Here is a 17829-nt window from a genome sequence, read left to right as displayed (position 1 = left end):
ATCGTGGACGGACGGTGGTCGGGTGGACGGAACGGGATCAGTCGGCCGGCAGCAGGACGCCGGGGTTGAGCAGCCCGGTGGGGTCGAGACGCCGCTTGACCGCCTGGAGGGCGTCGACTGCGAGCAGTCCGGCCTCCTGGACGTACCAGTCGCGGTGGTCGGTGCCCACACCGTGGTGGTGGCTGATCGTGCCGCCCGCCGCCATGATCGCCTCGTTGGCGGCCTGTTTGGCGGGCGCCCAGTGTGCCACGGGATCGTCACCCTGGGCGGAGACCACGGTGAAGTAGAGCGAGGCGCCGTTTTCGTAGACGTGCGAGATGTGGCACATCACCAGCGGCGGGGTGCCCGAGGCGCTGAGCGTGCCGATGAGGGCCTCGCGGACTGAGGCGTACAGCTCGGGGAGGCGTGACCAGAAGGCCGCGGTCTCCAACGTCTCGGCGAACGCACCCGCGTCGAGCAGCGCGTCCCGCAGATAGGGCGCCGAGTAGCGGCCATGGGCCCAGCGCTCCCCGGGCTCCGGCCCCACACAGGTACCACCGCACTCGCTCAGGACCACCGCCGCCCGCTCCCGTCGGTACGAGGTGTCCTCCTCGGTACCCTCGTAGCCCGCGATCGCGAGGCATCCGGCGGCCTGCTCCGCCCCGGCGGAACCGATGGCGTCGGGCTGGGCGAGACCGACCAGCGTCTCGGTCTCGTCCGACAGACGCAGTACGGTCGGCCGGGGCCCGTCCTGGGCCAGACGCCGCAGGGCGGCGGCACCGGCCTCGAAGGAGTCGAAGCGCCAGCCTTCGTAGCGGCGGATCCGCGGGACGGGGCGGATCCGCACGGTCACGGAGGTGATGACCCCGAACGCGCCTTCGGATCCGAGGACGAGCTGCCGCAGATCGGGACCGGCGGCCGACCGCGGAGCGCGTCCGGCCTCGAGGGTGCCGGCCGGGGTGGCGACGGTGAGGCCGAGCACCATCTCGTCGAACCGGCCGTAGCCGGCGGACGCCTGTCCGCTGGAGCGCGCGGCGGCGAAACCGCCGATCGTCGCCCACTCGTAGGACTGGGGGAAGTGACCGAGGGTGAAGCCGTGCTCGGCCAGGAGCGCTTCGGCGTGCGGAGCCCTCAGACCGGGTTGCAGGGTGGCGGTGCGGGAGACCGGGTCGAGGGCGAGCAGTGCGTCCATACGGCGCAGGTCGAGCGCGACGAAGAGTCGCCGCCCCTCGGGGGCGAGGCCGCCGACGACCGAGGTTCCGCCGCCGAACGGCACGACGGCCACGTCGTGCACGACACAGGCCTTGAGCACCGCGAGGACCTCGTCGTGGCTCGCCGGGAGCACCACGGCCGCGGGGATGTCGGTGGTGTCGCCCTCGCGGATGCGCAGCAGATCGGGGGTGGACTTGCCTCGCATGTGCCGGATGCGCGACTCCGCGTCGGTCCGCAGGTGCTCGCCGCCGACGGCGGCGAGCAGAGCCTGGCGCACGGCGGCATCCAGGGGTGACTCGGGTACGGAGATCTCGTCCAGTGCGACGGGTTCGGCGCTGCGGGGCTTGACTCCGAGCATGTCGCGCAGCAGCCCGATCACCGTGTCGGGCAGCGGCGTCGCCCTGGCCGGGTCTCCCCAGCCGCTCCACAGCATGTCCATGGTGCTTGTCCTCACCGGTCGTCTCGACGAAGTGCCGCCCTGCACGGCCACAGGGCGCGTTACACTGTGACACATGACGCCTATTCGTCACAACGCCTCGGACAGCGATCCGGTACTCGACGCGGTACGCGACTGCGTCCTGGCCGTCGGCGTCCGGCGTACCACCCTCACGGACGTGGCCCGCCGCGCGGGTGTCTCCCGGATGACCCTGTACCGCCGCTGGCCCGATGTGCGGACCCTGGTCGGGGACTTGATGACCCGGGAGTGGATCGAGGCGGCCACCCGCGCGATGCCCGAGCCCGAACCGGGAACGAGCGCACGCACCCTGATCGTGGAAGGGCTCGTCCGGGGGGTCGACGCCTTTCGCCGCCATCCGCTCTTTCGCAAGATCGTCGACGTCGACCCCGAACTGCTGCTCCCCTATGTGCTCGACCGGCGCGGGGCGAGCCAGGAAGCCCTCCTCGAACTTCTCGCCGACTCCGTCGAAAAGGGCCACACCGACGGCTCGGTACGCCCCGGACACCCCCAACGCCAGGCCAGGGCGCTGCTCCTGGTCGCCCAGTCCTTCACGCTGTCCCTGCGCACCATGACCGACGAGGGCGACGACGAGCTGAGCCCCGAGGCCTTCTACGGAGAACTGCGGACCATCCTCGAGAGGACCCTGACGCCATGAGCACCAGCAGCACTCCGTCCATGCCCGCGGCCCCGCCTCCGGGCACATCCCTCAACGCCGCCCGCCGCCGACGCGAACTGGCCCTGTCCACCGACGGTTCGGCCGTGGACGTCCTGGTTGTGGGACTCGGCGCGACCGGCGCCGGAGCGGCACTGGACGCCGCCGCCCGGGGACTGACGGTCGCCGCGGTGGACACCCACGACCTCGCCTTCGGAACCTCCCGCTGGAGTTCCAAGCTCATCCACGGGGGACTGCGCTACCTCGCCTCCGCCCAGTTCGACGTCGCCCACGAAAGCGCACGCGAGCGGGGGGTCCTGATGGAGCGCACCGCGCCCCATCTGGTACGCGCCCAGCCGTTCGTACTGCCCCTCACCCCCCTGGTCTCCCGACCGCAGGCCGCCCTGGCGTGGGCCGGGTTCCGCGCCGGGGACACACTGCGCCTCGCGGCGCGCACGGCCCGGACGACACTACCCGCGCCGCGCCGGCTCTCCGCGGCCGAAACCCGCCATCTCGCCCCGTCACTGCGCGGCGCCGGACTCCGCGGCGGCCTGCTGTCCTGGGACGGACGCGTGACCGACGACGCCCGGCTGGTCACCGCGATCGCCCGCACGGCGGCGGCGCACGGCGCCCGCATCCTGACCCGGATGCGCGCGCTCGAACTCACCCGCTCCGGCGCCCGCGTTCGCGACGAACTCACCGGTGAGGAGGGCGAGATCCGGGCCCGGGCGGTGATCAACGCCACCGGCGTCTGGGCAGGCGGCCTCGTGGACGGCGTGCGCATACGGCCCTCGCGCGGCACCCACCTCGTGCTGCGCGCGGACCGCTTCGGCTCCCTGCCGGCCGGCCTGCACATCCCGATCCCGGGCGAGACCAACCGCTTCGTCCTCGTCCTGCCGCAGGGGGACGGCCGGGTCTACGTGGGACTCACCGACGAGCCCGTCGACGGCGACATCCCGGACGTCCCCGAGGTCCCGGAAACCGATATCGGCTTCCTGCTCGACGTCCTCGGCTCCGCCCTGGACGTGCCGGTCCACCGCGACGACGTGGTGGGTGCCTTCGCCGGACTGCGCCCTCTGCTGGACACCACGACGACCACAGGCTCCGGCACGGCGACCGGCACCGCCGACATCTCCCGCAAACACGCCGTCCTCACCTCGCCGGAGGGCGTGATCACCGTGGTCGGCGGCAAGCTGACCACCTACCGGCGCATGGCCGAGGATGCGGTCGACGCCGCGGTCGCCGCCCACCGGCTTTCCGCGGGCCCCTCCCCCACCGCGACGGTGCCGCTGGTCGGCGCGGCAGCGCCGCGGGTGCTGGCCGCCCTGCGCGCGCCGCAACGCCTGATCAGCCGTTACGGCACCGAGGCGGAGGCCGTCCATGCCCTGGCCACGGGCGAACCGGACCTCGCCGGCTCCGTCCTCCCGTGCCACCCGACCACCCGCGCCGAACTGTTGTGGGCCGTGCGCCACGAGGGGGCGCTCGACGCCGCCGACCTGCTGGACAGGCGTACCCGCATCGGGCTGATCCCCGCCGACCGTGCCGTCGCGCTGGCAACGGCTCACGCGCTGCTCGGCGAGGCGATGGACGGTGTCCGCTGACCCGCCCGCACGCCCTCCTCGAACGAGCGACGCCCTCGTGACAGCCGGCGGGCGCCCCGGCCCTCGGGGACCCGCCCGCCGTCGCCGTACGCGTGCCCGCACCACCGGTCGCGTCGGCGCGGACCCGGCGACCGTTCAGTACCGCACGTCGCTCTGCACCAGCGGCGGATACACCGCGGACGTCTCGCCATCCACCGTGGCGCCCGCGAACTGCAGCATCGACCGCAGGGCGCCGTGCATGGGGGCGGGGTAGTCCAGTGCGGGCGCCGACACCTCGTCCAGCCGTCGGAGATGCTCGGGGGCGAGCACCACCTCCAGGCCGGCGAGATTGCCCTCGAGGTGCTCAAGACGCCTGGCGCCGACGATCGGCACGACGGTGCCCCGACGGGCGCGAAGCCAGGCCAGTGACACGGCCGCCGACGTGGTTCCGAGGGCGTCGGCGACCTCCGCGACGGCGTCGATGACCACGAACTCCTCCTCTGCGGGACCGCCGACGAAGGGAGTGCGCGCGGAATCGGTGACCTCCGCGCCGCGCCGGTACTTGCCGGACAGGAACCCGTTCTTCAGCGGGCTCCACGGCACCAGCGCCATCCCCTGGTCGAACGCGAACGGTTCCAGCTCGCCCTCGACGGTGCGGGCGAGCAGCGAATACTCGACCTGCAGGGCGACCAGGGGGGTCCAGCCCTTCAGCAGCGCGGTGGTGTGGGCCTGAGCCGTCACCCACGCAGGCGTATTGGAGAAGCCGACGTAACGGATCTTGCCCGCCCGCACCAGATCGTCGAGGGCCCGCATGGTCTCCTCGATCGGGGTGTGCCGGTCCCACTGGTGCAACCAGTACAGGTCGAGGTAGTCCGTCCGCAGCCGGCACAGGGTCTCGTCGAGCTGCGCGATGATCGACGAACGGCCCGCGCCGCCCCCGTTGGGATCTCCGGGGAAGAGATTCGCGAAGAACTTCGACGCCAGCACCACATGCTCACGGCGCCCGGGGCGCGCGGCGAAGAAGTCACCGAGGATCTTCTCGGAGTGGCCGTTGGTGTACAGGTTGGCGGTGTCGACGAAGTTCCCGCCGAGGTCCAGGTACGTGGCGAGGATCTTCTCCGACTCCTCGACGCTGCACCCGGCGCCGCCGGGGTCCTCCCCGAAGGTCATCGCACCGAGGGCGAACGGACTGACCCGCAGCCCCGACCGGCCGAACGTGACGTAGTGATCGAGCGGCATGAACAACTCCCGTGCGTGCGCGCATGGTTACGGCCCACGAAGCGGGCCCCTGAACGATCCCTCCCGGAGTCCCAGAAGCGATCACTGCCATGAAATCGCGCACCGACGGGCCCGTAGTAGACCGATTCGCCCGAAGTCTTGCCTGATTCTGCCCTCTGGCGGACGCGCGTAGAACTCGGGCACCATCTGCGTGCACCACCTGCACAGCCGCCCCACAGGAGACACGGCCCACTCGCAGGAAGGTCCTCATATGAAGTTCCGCTCCGCCCTCACGGCCCTCGCGCTCGCCGTCGCCCCCGGGCTCGCCGTCCTCGGCGGCGCCGGGGACGCACTCGCCGCCCAGGACAGCGCCCAGGCCGCCGCCGTCACCAAGATCTCCCACGCCACCGCCACCTCGATGTTCCGCGAGGTCGGCATCACCTGGTCGTCCTCCGGCAACTGCTCCGACCGCAACAACGCGACCTGTACCTCCTTCACCCAGCTCAACCTCGCCACCGCTCAGGGTGCCCAGACCCTCAAGCGTGCCTCCGGATGCGCACTCAACATCACCGGCGGCACCGAGACCGGTCACGCCAGCGGCACCTACTCGCACTGGAACGGCTACAAGCTCGACTACGGCAAGAACACCTGTGTCACCAACTACATCAAGGGCAACTTCGCCTACATCGGCCTGCGCGGCGACGGGGCACCCCAGTACCAGTCCGGCTCCGGCAACATCTACGCCGACGAGGGCAACCACTGGGACGTCCTGTACTACAACTGCGGAGGCTGCTGACCGGCTTCCGTTCCGGAGGCAGTCCGCCGAACGGCGACCGCATCGCACGGGTCGCTGCAGCATGTGCCGGTGATGCACCGGCGTGAAAGCGAGCGATTCCGTCCGATCCTCGCGACCCGTCTCTCCGGTGGTCCCGGCCACCGGAGAGACGGCACGACGGGTAAGGGGACACGTACGACGAAGGAGGACCTGAAGCAGGCATTCGCAAGGGGTGTCCGATGTACGAGCGGCCCAGCGTCAGGTTCTGCGGCGCAGGCTCCGCATGAAGAGCGGAATCGACAACAGGAGCAGGGCTCCTTCAACGGCGAGGCTGACCAGCCCGAGCGGCTCCGTCCAGTTGCCGACGTCATCGCTGTAGTCGGGCAGTCCCGGGCCTCTGGAGAGGACGTAGCCCAGCAGCGGACCGACGGCGACCATGACGGCCAGCAGCCATCCCGGTCTGACGAGGCCGATGATGAGCAGCACGGCGGCAACCACGGCCGCGATCTCCAGGACGTGATAGGCGACGCCGATGTAGTGGGGGTCCCTGGTCGCCGTGATGCCGCCTTGGTCGACCACATGTATGGCGGCAACCGCGAGGCACAGCAGAACTCCCGCCCACCTGGCCACCCAAGTGGATCCCGGCACGGTCGCGGCGTGGTGTGACATGAGGGAAGACCTTCTCCCTCCCAGGATCGCATGCCTGCCGCGCCGCGATCCCGTCTGCCCGGACGGGGCCCGGAACAGGCGGCCCGCCCCGTCTGTCGGCGCCTCCAGCCTCGACGGACGGCTGCTCAACGTCGCTTCCGACGGTGCAGACGGTCATAAGGAAGAGGTACCGCCGTAGGCGTGTACACCTGCGGACCGCGGTGTCCCGGCTCCGCGGCCACAACGGGAACCCGGTCAGGGCCCGACTCAGGAAGCGCCCTTCGGCCCCGTCGCCGCCTGCGAGTAGGCGTCATGCCAGGCGGCCTTCGCTCCGGAATCGCCGATCCGGTAGACGTCCACAACCGCCCCCAGCGCAACGGCCAGTGAAAGCACCCCCACGACGATCCGCACAGGCAGCGGTGCCCACCCTGCGGCGCCGCCCTGCCGAGGCTCCGCCACAGCGCGTCCGGCCGTCCACCACACCACCACGGCCAGCACGAACACGCCCAAGGCCCACGGCAGCAGCCCGTCACCCAACTCCGTGTGCCGGCGCACCAGGGCATTGTTGTCGACGTGCCGTTCCAGCCACTCGCCTGCTTGCGTGGTCAGCGGCACGCTGATCAACGCGGCCAGGGACAGCAGCGGCAGCAGCGAACCCAGCCGCCGGGCGGCACGTGGCCACAGCGCTGCCGTCACCAAGGCCAGTGCGGTGAGAGGGATCAGCACGACGACCACGTGGACGAGCAGGACGTGAGCGGGCAGACCGTTGATCAGAGACATCCAAGAACTCCTGTCGGGGTGCAGGGCCCGAGCCTGGCACAGGCACTTCTCAGTTGCCTCTGAACGGATCAAGGCATCAAAAGTGCAGCTCAAACGATGTGACGGAAGCGCACACACCAAGCCGGGTCCACCACACCGCAGGGCCGAGGCATCGCTTTGTCCCCGCGCAGCAACGCAAAGGCGGCGGGCCCTCCGACCGGATCCTCCAGCCGGTGGTGGTTCGCGGAAGTCGGCTGCCAGGGCGCCCCGGACCACCCGTGGACACGCCACGCTCGACCACGCAACGGGGAAGCCGCAACCGCCGTCGTTGCACGAACCCAAAGGACGTCCGAAGCCGGACCGATCGCCACCTCGTGCGATGCTGGACGGGAGATCACGACGGGACGCGGGAGAGAGCACAGCGGAGTGAGGGTGTCAGGTCGGTCGGCGCGGGCGGAGTTGTGGGATCGCATCGCGGCATCGGACCCAGGTCTGCTGCGCCTGACGGCCGGACTCAGAACAGTGTGCGCGATCGCGCTCACGCTGGCCGTCCTCGCGGTGCTGGCTACCGACGTGTCCCATCTCGTGGCAGGCGCGATCGCGGCGATGGTCGCGACCTTCGCCATCCGCGAGAAGGAACGGCCGGAGCAAGCCGTCACCCTCGCCCTGGGCCTGCCGGTCGCGCTGGCCTCCGTCTCGCTCGGTGCGCTCCTGAGGTCGCACGTGGTGGCGGGCGACATCTTCTTCGTCGCCCTCATCTTCAGTGCCGTCTATGGACGGCGCTTCGGCGATCGCGGTACGGCGCTGGGCCTGATCGGCTTCCAGGTCTACTTCCTCTCCCTGTTCGTGGGTGCGACGGTCTCCGCACTCCCGGGGCTGTGCGGCACGATCGTCCTCGCCTTCGGCAGCAGCGCCTTGGTGCGGTTCGCACTCGTACCGGAGACACCGGCGGGCATCCTGGACCGGCTGCGCCGTGCCTTCCGGGCCCGCTTCGCCCAACTGCTCTCGGCCCAGGTGGCATTGCTCGACGCCGGCCCCGACGACCGGGAGAAGGCCCTGGAGGAGGCTCGCGCCAGGACCGCGGCCCTGCACGAGACCGCGATGATGATCCAGGGGTGGCTGGAGCAGGGGACCTCCGACGAAGCGGTGGCCCGGCTGGTGCAGCGACGTATCGCCGACGCCGAGATCACCGCCGAACGGCTGGGGCTTCTGCTGCTCACCGCGCGCAGTACCGAGCGCGCCGACACGCTGACCCTGCACCTGCCCGGGGCGCCCCTGCCCTCGGGCGGCCCGCTCGCCGAGCACGACGGGACGACCGCCACGCTGCGCCGCGACCTCGAGGCACTGCGCCTGCTGCTCCTGCAGCCGATCTCCGAGGCCCGAGGTACCGGGCTGGCGCAGGTGCGCAACCGGCTCCTCGGCTACCGGGAGGAGGACAACCTGCCGCCCGGGCCCACTGCGGTCCAGGACGTCTTCCGTGGGATCGGCGAGGCCTCGCGTGCGGTGCTCGGACTGCGGATGGCCCTCGAGGGTCCTCAGGACGAGACGGACGACACCCCCGCGACCACCCGCTCGCGGGAGGAACTGCACGCGGAGGACGCCGCCATCAGCGGCAGCGAGGAGGCCCAGGAGGAGGAACGCACCGGCCTGAAGCGCCCCACCACGCGCGCGGCCGTGCAGGTCGCCGTCGGATCGTCGCTCGCGATCGTCGGCGGTGAGTTCATCTCCAGCCAGCGCTGGTACTGGGCGGTGCTGACCTGCTGGATCGTGTTCATCAACACCGCGTCCACCGGCGAGATCCTCGTCAAGGGGTACCGCCGGCTCCTGGGGACCGTCTTCGGCGTGGTGGCCGGTATCGTCCTCGCGGGGCTGGTCGGGCATCACACATGGACGGCATTCGCGCTGGTGCTCGTGTTCATCTTCGCGATGTTCTACACGGCCCCGCTCTCGTTCACGCTGATGTCCTTCTTCGTCACCGCGATGCTGGGACTGCTCTACACCCTGCTGCACACGTACAGCACCACCGTGCTCGTCATGCGCATCGAGGAGACGGCTCTGGGCGCGGCCTGCGGAATCGTCGCGGCGGCGCTGGTCCTGCCGGTGCACACCGACCGCCGTACGGACGAACTCCTCGCCACCGTCCTGACACGACTCGGCGACGTCACGGACGCCGCGGTCGACCAGCTGAGCGGCGGCCCGGCGGTCGACCTCCTCGACAAAGCACGCGACCTGGACCAGGCACTGGCGGACCTGCGTGCCTCGACACAGCCGCTGACCCATCCGATCACACCTCTGCGGGCGCGCCGGGACACCGCCCGCTACATCGTCGCGATGCTGGAGACCTGCGCCTACCACGCCCGCTCCCTGGCAGCGACCGCCGAGCTGCTGCCCGAGCACCCCTCGATCGCGGCGGATCCCCGGCTGCGCGTCGCAGGTCGACGCATCGTGGCCAACATCGCGGCGATCGCCGCACACGTCGAGGACGAGCACGGCACCGTACGCATCGAGACCGGCCCCAGCATCACGTCCATGCTGAAACCGGGGACCCTGGGCGCCCCGCGCTACGACCGCGTCACCGACCGGGTGCTGCGGCACCTGCAGCGCCTGGACGAGGCGGTGGCAGGTCTGGCGCGTCCGCTCAAGGTCCCGGTGGACAAGCCGGACTGACGTCCGGGCGGCCGCCCTCCGCCGGAGCGGGGGACGACCGCGGCGGGATCGCGGCAATGTGTCGCCGAGTGCCCGTGGAAGGAGCCCAACGCCGTGCAACTGTTCGTCATGGACCGACGGCGGTGGTCAACGCTTTTCGCGTCGGGTGCGGACGCTCAGGGCGATGACGGAGACAAGGAACCAGAAGGCACCGAAGGCGGAGTATCCGGCGACCGTGGACAGACTGCTCGTCGCCGAGGCGGACGTGGCGGCGACGGTCGCACCGGCGAGGACGGACTGTCCACCGCTGATGACCATGGGCCACTGGGCGCCGACGGTGCGCCGGCGTCGAATCGCCACGACGAGCTGGATGGCTCCGGAGAGCAGGGCCCAGAGGCCGAACACGAGCAGGGCCGTCCCGATGGTGGAGAAGACGGCGATGACCATTCCGGCGGTGGCGGCGACGCCGAGACCCATGTTGACGGTACTGACGCGGTTCGTGGAGCCGGCGCCGGCCAGGCGACGCTCGAGGAGCGTGGCGACGGCGTCCCACAGGGGGTAGACGATGAGCAGCACGGCCGCGATCACCGAGGGCCTGTCCGTCGATACGAGCGAGGCGGAGGTCGTGAGGACGAGTGCCACCCAGATCAGGGAGAAGACGACCCGGATCAGATAGAGCGATCGGAGCCCGGAGGGCGTCGTCGTGGCCGCGGTCGGCGTTGTCGAAGTCATGGTGGTCTGAGTCATCGGGTGTCCCGTTGTGATCGTGACGGTGTGAGACGGTCGCCTCGATGACGAGTCTCAGCGGCCTCGGGAGGAGCCGCGTACTTCGAACGAAGTAGTTCTGCCGTCCACCTCGACGGAATCTTCTGCCGCCCCCCGTCGACCGATGCTCCGCCGTCTCCGCCGACCGAGGCGGCTCCGCCGTCTACATCGTTCGAAGTACACGGCCACCGCACACGTGAACGAGAATCGGTTCATGGTCGAGGCGCATAACAGTCAGGACGGGCTCGCGGCACCACTGTGGGTCCGCCGACCCGAGGTGCTGCACCGGGTCGCCTACGCGGTCGCCGCGCTGGTGTTCACCGGTCAGATCGTGGCAGCCGTACTGAGGGGCTCGGACTGGCCGACGGCCCTCTCCGTGCTCCTCGCCGGCGGCGGTGTCACCCTCTCGTGGTGGAAGCCGTGGGCAGGACTGGTCGTGACGAGCGCGGCGTCCTTCGCCGTCACAGCGGTGGGCCACGACCCCCTGTCGGTGTGGATGATGGCGGTACTCGTGCTGTTCTCGGTCACCCTCAGGGGAAAGCAGCCCCTGGCCGGAACCGGCATCGTGGCGGCGTTCTTCCTGGGGGCGTTCATGACGCTCGGAGGATTCCGCGGCGGCGCGGTCGTGGGAGCCGCCGCCATCTTCTCAGCCGTGGCGGGAGGTGCGACAGGGGCCGCGCTCCGCATCCATCGAGAGCACTGGTGGACCCTCGAGGAACGAGCCGAGAGCGCCATCGCCACCCGCGAGATCGAAGCCACCCGACGAGTGACCGAAGAAAGACTCCGCATCGCCCGAGACCTCCACGACGTCATCGGCCACCAGGTCGCGATGTTGAGCCTGCACCTCGGTGCCGCGGAGATAGGGCTGCCCGAAGACGCCGAGTCCTCCCGGCAGGCCCTCGTCTCGGCCAGGTCCAGCGCCCGCACCGTCGTCGTGGAGACGCAACGCATTCTCGCGCTCCTGCGCCTCGAGGACGACGCGTACGAAGACGAGGCACTGCGGCCGACCCCGGCGCTCAGCGGCCTGGAAGGACTCATCGCCTCTTTCGAGAGCATCGGCCTCGACATCCGGCCCTCCATCGACATCCCCGACGGTTTCGTGGAACCCAGCGTCGGCGTGACGGTCTACCGGGTCGTTCAGGAGGCACTCACCAATGCCTACCGGCATGGAGAGGGGACGGCGACGGTGGATGTGGGCGAGCGCGACGGCAGGATCTGCGTCACGGTGGAGAACCGCGTCGGTCACACCCCCGGCGGCTCCGGGTCGGGCAGCGGACTCGGACTCGTGGGGATGCGCGAACGCGTCGAGTCCTCCAGCGGGCGGCTGACGATCGACAATCACGACGGGCGATTCCGGGTCCACGCGGAGTTCAGCCCCCTGGGAGCCGTCGTCCGATGACGCGCATTCTGATCGTCGACGACCAGGACGACATCAGGGCCGGGATCCGGGCGATGCTTCGGCTCGACCCGGGTCTTGTTGTCGCGGGTGATCTCTCCGATGGACTCCAGGTCGTCCCGTTCCTCCGGGACCACCCCGTCGACCTGGTGCTGATGGACATCCGGATGCCCGGCATCGACGGTGTCGAAGCCACCCGCCGGATCCGCGAAGAGCATCCGCCCGAAAAGACGCGGGTGATCGTGCTGACCACGTTCGACCAGGACGACATCGTCCTCGCAGCACTGCGCGTGGGCGCCAACGGTTTCCTGAGCAAGACCGTGAGCCCCGCTGAACTCGTCGCCGGAATCGCCGAGGTCGTCGGCGGTGGCGGTGCGCTGTCGGCCGCCGCGACGGCCGCGCTGATCGGCCACATGACCCACAGTCCGCCCCCGGTGATCGACCGGGAACTGCTGCGACGCTTCGACGCTCTCACCCCCAGGGAGCGGGACGTGGTCGTTCTTGTCGCCAGCGGTCTCGGCAACGACGAGATCGCGGCCCGGCTGTCCGTGTCGCCGTTCACCGTGAAGACGCATGCCGTGCGGGCCATGACGAAGGTCGGTGCACGTGATCGAGCGCAACTCGTCTCGTTCACCTTCCGGGCCGGCCTCTATCCCTGAGCCCGAGCAGAGGTCATTGGCCTAAGAGTCATCCCGTAATGGGATGCCGTCCGACCAGTTCCTGTTCGGGGGTGTCGCCTCTGGGCGGGGCGTTCCCTACTGGGGCGGCTGTTCCGACGTGGCCCTTGTGCCGCTCGCGCGCGGGTCGGGTCTCATTCGGGGTGGGCCGGTTCCGGTCGGTGGTGTTTGGCCGAGCAGAGGCCCGCGGCCTGGGAATTCCAGGACGTTGGGCTGCCGCGTGGGTGCGGCCCCTGCGGGGGCGGGCACCGCGCTGCGGTTGACTCGACAGGGCTTCTTGCAGCCCTTCTGCGAACAAGATCTGTGTCATGCGGGCCTGGACTGTGTCCAGGCCCGCTGTGCTGGGGTCGTCTGGGTTGCTGAACCGGACGTGTGCGGCCAGGGCTCCGGAGACCATGTCCCGGTCGGCGACGAGGCCACAGGAGGTGCAGCGGTGGACCCGGTCGGCGAGCGTCTTCTTCACTTCTGCGCCGCACAGGCAGGTCTGTGACAGCTTCGTCGTGAACGTTGATGCGCGCAGCATTCGGCCGCCGGCCTTCTCGCATTCGCGGCCGACGGCGGCGGTGAGCCGGCCGGGTGTGGTGGCTTGCAGGGCTTTGCCCCACAAGCGGTACCAGGTGCGTATGTCGCAGTCTTCGACGACGAGGTTTGCGCCGTGGTCGGTGATGATGCGCTCGGCGATGCGCCGGGCGCGGTGGTCTCTCGCTGCGGCCTCGGTCGCGGCGGCTTCGGCGAGACGGGCGCGGTTGAGGCGGTAACCGGCCGACAGGTCATCCCTGCGGTACGCCTGCTTCGGCACACCAGCCGTGTTTGCCGCCCGGGCACCACCAGGGACCTGGACGTGACGCGCGGGTAGTCCGGCTTGTTGGCGGCGTTCAGCGCGGGCCTGCTGCCGCTTCGACGGCCCGTACTGGCTCTGGTTCGTTGCCCGGCGGGAGCGGTCGAGAGCGCGTTTACGGCCGCGTTCCTTTCGGCGGGCTTTCTCTAGCGCGGCGCGTTCCGTGTCGGTGAGTTCGGCTCGGGTTGCCTGTATCTCTCCGTCGGCGGGGTCGAGCGTGTCAGGGAAGGAGACGACAGACAGGTTGGACACGTTGCCGTCGATCCCACCGACCCGGCCGAGCTCGGCCGCTGCCTTGCGGCGGGCACGGGTACCGGGTGATGCGTAGCCGCCGGTGAGCACCATCAGATGGGCCTCGTACGCCCAACCTCCAGGTGCGGCGGTGTCGCGGTGGCGGACCAGGTCGACCTTGTGCCAGGTATCGGGGTTGTTCAGGAAGTGCACAAGGCGGGGCCAGCGGCCCGCGCCTGAGGGCAGCCGGACCGGGAGTATGAGGTCTCCGCGCTGGGAGTCGGCGCCGCCGGTGAAGACGACAGCCAGAGGTCCAGTGTGGTCCCACCAGGTCGCAGCCCGCGTCTCCGCCGTGCCTTTCGCGGTCACTTCGCCGGTCGGCACACGGCCCGCGGGCCGGGCCGGTACTGGCAATCGTCGGGGCTGCTCGAGGACACTCGTTCCCGGCGGCAGCATGATCGCCTGCTCCGGGGTCATCCCCTCCACGCCGAGACTGCGATGCCGGTAGACGGCGAGGTGCCCGGCCAGGGTGCCGTGCAGGCGGAACGTCTCCCACTTCCGAGCGGTCGTATGCGACCGGGCCCGGCCGGGGATCCGGGTGTAGTCCCACCACGTGCCGGTCTTCGGCCGGCCGAACTTGCGACCGGTCGCATCCGGGAACAGGTGACGGACTACGCCTTCCCACACCGAGTCGGCCTGATGCATCACCAGCGCCTTCGTCACATGATGGCCGAGGTGCTTGGACCTCTCCATGTGCCGGTAGCCGCGCCGCTCCATCCCTTCGCGGGACAAGCCCAACGCCTGCCGCCACGCTTTCGCGTCCGTCTCGCGGCGCACGTCGCCGGCCCAATAGGCATCTACCGCGTCGCGGGCATCCCGCTGCAGGACACGCTTGATGGACCACATCGCCGAGTACAGGTTCTCCGCACGATGCAGGTCCTCCAGTCGGTGGACGTCCAACGGCAGGCGGATCACCGCCAGCTCGGTGTCCTCGCCGCGCTTCCAGCGTTCGCGTTTGTTCTTGCCGCGGAACCGGCGCGCAGGAGCGGCATCGGAGGTGGGCATCACATCGAGCCGAATCGTGCTCACGGACTTTCCCACCTCCTTTGGAACTCGCAACGTACGAGGACCTGTCCGGCCATGCGACGTCTCGGCAATCACACACAAGCTATCCGCCGCCACCGACAACGGCTTGTGCAGCCAGTCAGGTTGACTGTCTACGATCTTGGTCATGCATCTGCGTCTACGTCTCGCACGCTGCACCACTGCCGAGCTGCGGGCCTGGACTGGGTTGTCCGGGCCGCAGATGCAGCGGCGTGTGGAACAACTGTGGGAGAAGAAGCCGGATCCGGGCCGCGGCCGGCCCTGGGCACTGCCGTTCGCCGACCGGATCCCTGCTGATCGTCCTCGCCTACCGGACGAACCTCACCATGCAGCAACTCGGCTCACTATTCGGCATTTCCGATTCGGCTGTGCACCGCGTAGTCGACCGACTCGCCGGGCCGCTCGCCGAACTCCTCGGCCCACCACCCACCGACCGCAGCGAACTGTGGATCGTCGACGGAACGCTGATTCCCGTCCACGACAACCGGAAGACGGCGAAATCGAAAAATTATCGGCATAGTGTAAACATCCAGGTCGTATGCCGGGCCCGCGACCGCAGGATCGTCGCCGTCGGCGACGCCTGGCCCGGCAACCGCAACGACATTGTCGTCTTCCGCGAAACGGTCGGACGAACCCTGCCCGACCATCACACGCTGTCCGGTGACGGCGGCTACCGCGGAAGCGACCGGATCCGCACACCACACCGCGGAGCGGACGGACGCCGCATCAAAGACCGCAACTATCGACGGTTCCGCAAACGGCGCGCCCTCGCCGAACACACCCTTGCCCGGCTCAAAGACCACCAGATCCTCCGCCAATGCCGTCGCCGCGGCGACGGCATCAACCACGCCGTCGCCGGCGTCGCAGCACTACACAACCTGAAGCTCGACGCCGGGTGAGACGATGCCCAGCGGGATGCCTCGGGCCTCGCTGGCCACCGAGCGCTTCAGTCCCTGCTTGCCCCGGTCCACCGGGGAGCGCCCGGCGACTTCGCCACCGCAGGGAGCCTTGGTAATGCAGCCGTCAACGGCCAACTCGCCCAGCTCAAGGCCGACCATCCGGTGTATGCCTCAAGCACCAGGGCGTGCAGCTGCCCGGTTATCCCGAGTTGGGCCCAGTAGGCGACTCGTCGTCGGATGGTGCGGTCCGAGCATCCAGGAGTCGCGACCCGCTCGTAGCCGGAGCCGTGCATCAAGGCGGCGATTACGTGGTCGAACACAACGCGGTCCGCGATGCGCGGGTTGTGGCAGCCCAACGGATGGCTGTCCACGTGCTCCGGTAGCAGCGCCGCGAACTGGTCCCACAGGGGTTCGAGCAGGCATGATGGCAGGACAGGCACGAGCCCTCCGGTGATCACTGAGCGTAGAGAACTCCATGGTCACCATGGCTCGTGCCTGCTCGACTTCCGGGGTCGCCCTCATCAACGGCGCACGCCTACTGCCGGGCGCTCTTAGGCGCCCCGAAGCCCGAGATCGGTACCGCTGCGGAGGTCAGGGAATCCCTGGGCGATCAGGGCCGCCGGCTCGAGGCACGCATGCCGAGCAGCCGTATCGGTCGGGGCGTCGGCGCAGCCGAGCCGCTCGTATCCGGCCACGGCGGTGCGAAGCTTCTTCGCGACGGAACGCAGAGTCGCGAAGCCCTCGCGCCGGTCGATCTGCTCCAGGGCAAACGACGCATCCGCCCCGGTGGCTTGTGCCGCGGCGCCGCAGCGGGCCGTGAACATCGCCGGTGACGAGGTTGAGCAGGGCGATCCCGTGCCCGAGCCGAACCGTGTCTCATCGGCGGAGAGACGGTCCTCGACGACCGTCCTGACGTGTTCCGCGACAGCCGCCCGGGTCGACTCGGTGGCCGCCGCCCGGCCCGCGGACGCGACGGGTGACGCCACCCGGTGAGCACCGGTCCCGGCAGGGGCGTCGCTGCAACCCGTCAGCAGCGCCACAGCCGTCATTCCGGCGCCTGCCATCCACATCAGCCGTCGCCGCTTCACCTGGTTCCGCCCCCAACTGCGCTCGTGTCGGGCACGATCGTAGCCCCGGCCTCGCCGGGTGCGTTCGGTGGGCCGGAGTGATCGAGGGCCGCGGCGGCAGCGGGCCGGTCGGTCCGCTCTCTCACCGGCGATCGATGCGCGTGCGGAAATTCCCGGCCGTAGAGGCCGGACATGGCGGAGACTCCTCTCATGGCTGACATGGGGGCGTTCCGGGAAGCGGTCACGGCGTGGGCGGCCGGTGGTCCCGGCGACCCCGCACGCGAGCTGGCCGCCCGGCTGCCCGTCCGGACGGCCGTGCTGCTCGAAGGGCCGAGCGATGTCGCGGCGGTCGATGCGCTGGCCGCGAGCCGCGGCCGGAACCTCGCCGCCGAAGGAGTCTGCGTCGTTTCGATGGGCGGTGCGATGAACGTCGGGCGCTATGCCCGCCTGCTCGGGCCACCTGGTCTCGGCCTCCGCCTCGCAGGACTGTGCGACGCGGCGGAGCGGTCCTACTACGCCCGCGGCTTGCAGCGGGCCGACGCGGCAGAGGAGTTCTTCGTCTGTGCGGCGGATCTGGAGGACGAGCTCATCCGCGCGCTGGGCGTGGCCCGGGTGAAGGAACTCGTCCAGGAGGAGGGCGACTTGCGTGCCCTGCAGACCTTCCTGCACCAGCCCGCGCAGCAGGACCGCAGCTCACAACAGCAGTTGCGGCGCTTCCTCGGCACGAAGAAGGGACGCAAGATCCGCTACGGCCATGTGCTCGTCACGGCGCTCGACTCCGACCGCATACCGGCCCCGCTCGACGGCCTGCTCACCAGTCTCTGATCGACCAGCTCTCTGCCCAGGAGTCCGGACGTCCCCTCGGGGACGGCCCCCGTACGGTTGACCGGGCAGGGTCGGCTTCCACCATGCCGATCATTCAGAAG

The 17829-nt window shown here is 70.0% G+C and carries 15 protein-coding genes and 1 pseudogene; 8 read left to right on the top strand and 8 right to left on the bottom strand.

All coding sequences use genetic code 11. From position 1 onward, the window contains the following. Nucleotides 1-37: 37 nt before the first annotated feature. Nucleotides 38-1630, bottom strand: a complete 1593-nt coding sequence (locus tag ADL25_RS04515) for an FAD-binding oxidoreductase (protein ID WP_059126282.1) — start codon at nt 1628-1630, stop codon at nt 38-40. A 73-nt stretch (nt 1631-1703) separates the two neighbouring features. Here ADL25_RS04515 and ADL25_RS04510 point away from each other — a divergent pair, with 73 nt between their 5' ends. After that, the gene (locus ADL25_RS04510; protein ID WP_059126281.1) at nt 1704-2303 is read left to right on the top strand and encodes a TetR/AcrR family transcriptional regulator; all 600 of its coding nucleotides are present in this window, start codon (nt 1704-1706) and stop codon (nt 2301-2303) included. After that, nucleotides 2300-3901: a glycerol-3-phosphate dehydrogenase/oxidase gene (locus ADL25_RS04505; RefSeq protein WP_199839095.1), complete on the top strand. Its 1602-nt coding sequence runs from the start codon at nt 2300-2302 to the stop codon at nt 3899-3901. Before ADL25_RS04510 ends, ADL25_RS04505 begins: the two co-directional genes overlap by 4 nt. 135 nt (nt 3902-4036) lie before the next feature. Here the strand turns inward: ADL25_RS04505 and ADL25_RS04500 are convergent, their stop codons facing one another. Next, the gene (locus tag ADL25_RS04500; protein ID WP_059126280.1) at nt 4037-5119 is read right to left on the bottom strand and encodes an aldo/keto reductase; all 1083 of its coding nucleotides are present in this window, start codon (nt 5117-5119) and stop codon (nt 4037-4039) included. Between the two features lie 250 nt (nt 5120-5369). Between ADL25_RS04500 and ADL25_RS04495 the strand changes: the two genes are divergently transcribed. Next, entirely contained in the window at nt 5370-5894 is a 525-nt protein-coding gene (locus tag ADL25_RS04495) for a hypothetical protein (protein WP_059126279.1), read from the top strand. A 237-nt stretch (nt 5895-6131) separates the two neighbouring features. Here the strand turns inward: ADL25_RS04495 and ADL25_RS04490 are convergent, their stop codons facing one another. Beyond that, nucleotides 6132-6542: a hypothetical protein gene (locus ADL25_RS04490; protein ID WP_059126278.1), complete on the bottom strand. Its 411-nt coding sequence runs from the start codon at nt 6540-6542 to the stop codon at nt 6132-6134. 246 nt (nt 6543-6788) lie between these two features. Then, nucleotides 6789-7301, bottom strand: a complete 513-nt coding sequence (locus tag ADL25_RS04485; RefSeq protein WP_059126277.1) for a DUF2231 domain-containing protein — start codon at nt 7299-7301, stop codon at nt 6789-6791. Between the two features lie 405 nt (nt 7302-7706). Between ADL25_RS04485 and ADL25_RS04480 the strand changes: the two genes are divergently transcribed. After that, nucleotides 7707-9947, top strand: coding sequence for an FUSC family protein (locus ADL25_RS04480; protein WP_234380502.1), 2241 nt, complete (start codon nt 7707-7709; stop codon nt 9945-9947). Nucleotides 9948-10073: 126 nt separating this feature from the next. On the opposite strand, the gene ADL25_RS04475 is transcribed toward ADL25_RS04480, so the two are convergent. Further along, a complete protein-coding gene (locus ADL25_RS04475) occupies nt 10074-10658 on the bottom strand; it encodes a hypothetical protein (protein WP_234380495.1) in 585 nt (194 codons plus the stop codon). A 247-nt stretch (nt 10659-10905) separates the two neighbouring features. Here ADL25_RS04475 and ADL25_RS04470 point away from each other — a divergent pair, with 247 nt between their 5' ends. Together ADL25_RS04470 and ADL25_RS04465 are read left to right on the top strand one after the other, a co-directional pair. Continuing rightward, entirely contained in the window at nt 10906-12090 is a 1185-nt protein-coding gene (locus ADL25_RS04470) for a sensor histidine kinase (RefSeq protein WP_059126274.1), read from the top strand. Continuing rightward, nucleotides 12087-12746 carry a response regulator transcription factor gene (locus ADL25_RS04465; protein WP_059126273.1) on the top strand — a complete coding sequence of 220 codons (660 nt, stop codon included), beginning with the start codon at nt 12087-12089 and terminating at the stop codon, nt 12744-12746. The genes ADL25_RS04470 and ADL25_RS04465 overlap by 4 nt, the downstream gene beginning before the upstream one ends. 28 nt (nt 12747-12774) lie before the next feature. Here the strand turns inward: ADL25_RS04465 and ADL25_RS04460 are convergent, their stop codons facing one another. Further along, on the bottom strand, nt 12775-14922 hold the full coding sequence (locus ADL25_RS04460; RefSeq protein WP_234380490.1) for a transposase: 2148 nt from the start codon (nt 14920-14922) through the stop codon (nt 12775-12777). Between the two features lie 341 nt (nt 14923-15263). Here ADL25_RS04460 and ADL25_RS04455 point away from each other — a divergent pair, with 341 nt between their 5' ends. Beyond that, complete coding sequence (locus ADL25_RS04455; RefSeq protein WP_234380484.1) at nt 15264-15836, top strand: transposase; 573 nt, start codon at nt 15264-15266, stop codon at nt 15834-15836. On the opposite strand, the pseudogene ADL25_RS04450 reads toward ADL25_RS04455, so the two are convergent. Next, nucleotides 15828-16276 (bottom strand): annotated as a pseudogene (locus ADL25_RS04450) (transposase); the annotation flags it as partial. The gene ADL25_RS04455 and the pseudogene ADL25_RS04450 sit on opposite strands and share 9 nt — an antisense overlap. 111 nt (nt 16277-16387) lie before the next feature. Continuing rightward, nucleotides 16388-16885, bottom strand: a complete 498-nt coding sequence (locus tag ADL25_RS04445) for a hypothetical protein (protein ID WP_059126272.1) — start codon at nt 16883-16885, stop codon at nt 16388-16390. A gap of 228 nt (nt 16886-17113) precedes the next feature. On the opposite strand from ADL25_RS04445, the gene ADL25_RS04440 reads away from it, so the two are divergent. Continuing rightward, a complete protein-coding gene (locus tag ADL25_RS04440; RefSeq protein ID WP_059126271.1) occupies nt 17114-17728 on the top strand; it encodes a TOPRIM nucleotidyl transferase/hydrolase domain-containing protein in 615 nt (204 codons plus the stop codon). Nucleotides 17729-17829: the final 101 nt, after the last annotated feature.

The organism is Streptomyces sp. NRRL F-5122, assembly GCF_001507435.1.
GTDB lineage: Bacteria > Actinomycetota > Actinomycetes > Streptomycetales > Streptomycetaceae > Streptomyces > Streptomyces lannensis.
Note: the sequence above shows the minus strand (reverse complement) of the source record. Positions and strands in the feature narration are given on the sequence as shown.

Coding starts and splice junctions, on each gene's coding strand:
- ADL25_RS04455 (WP_234380484.1), top strand. CDS start 15,264: ATGCAGCAACTCGGCTCACTATTCGGCATTTCCGATTCGGCTGTGCAC.
- ADL25_RS04495 (WP_059126279.1), top strand. CDS start 5,370: ATGAAGTTCCGCTCCGCCCTCACGGCCCTCGCGCTCGCCGTCGCCCCC.
- ADL25_RS04485 (WP_059126277.1), bottom strand. CDS start 7,301: ATGTCTCTGATCAACGGTCTGCCCGCTCACGTCCTGCTCGTCCACGTG.
- ADL25_RS04515 (WP_059126282.1), bottom strand. CDS start 1,630: ATGGACATGCTGTGGAGCGGCTGGGGAGACCCGGCCAGGGCGACGCCG.
- ADL25_RS04465 (WP_059126273.1), top strand. CDS start 12,087: ATGACGCGCATTCTGATCGTCGACGACCAGGACGACATCAGGGCCGGG.
- ADL25_RS04500 (WP_059126280.1), bottom strand. CDS start 5,119: ATGCCGCTCGATCACTACGTCACGTTCGGCCGGTCGGGGCTGCGGGTC.
- ADL25_RS04440 (WP_059126271.1), top strand. CDS start 17,114: ATGGCTGACATGGGGGCGTTCCGGGAAGCGGTCACGGCGTGGGCGGCC.
- ADL25_RS04470 (WP_059126274.1), top strand. CDS start 10,906: ATGGTCGAGGCGCATAACAGTCAGGACGGGCTCGCGGCACCACTGTGG.
- ADL25_RS04505 (WP_199839095.1), top strand. CDS start 2,300: ATGAGCACCAGCAGCACTCCGTCCATGCCCGCGGCCCCGCCTCCGGGC.
- ADL25_RS04475 (WP_234380495.1), bottom strand. CDS start 10,658: ATGACTTCGACAACGCCGACCGCGGCCACGACGACGCCCTCCGGGCTC.
- ADL25_RS04510 (WP_059126281.1), top strand. CDS start 1,704: ATGACGCCTATTCGTCACAACGCCTCGGACAGCGATCCGGTACTCGAC.
- ADL25_RS04490 (WP_059126278.1), bottom strand. CDS start 6,542: ATGTCACACCACGCCGCGACCGTGCCGGGATCCACTTGGGTGGCCAGG.
- ADL25_RS04445 (WP_059126272.1), bottom strand. CDS start 16,885: ATGACGGCTGTGGCGCTGCTGACGGGTTGCAGCGACGCCCCTGCCGGG.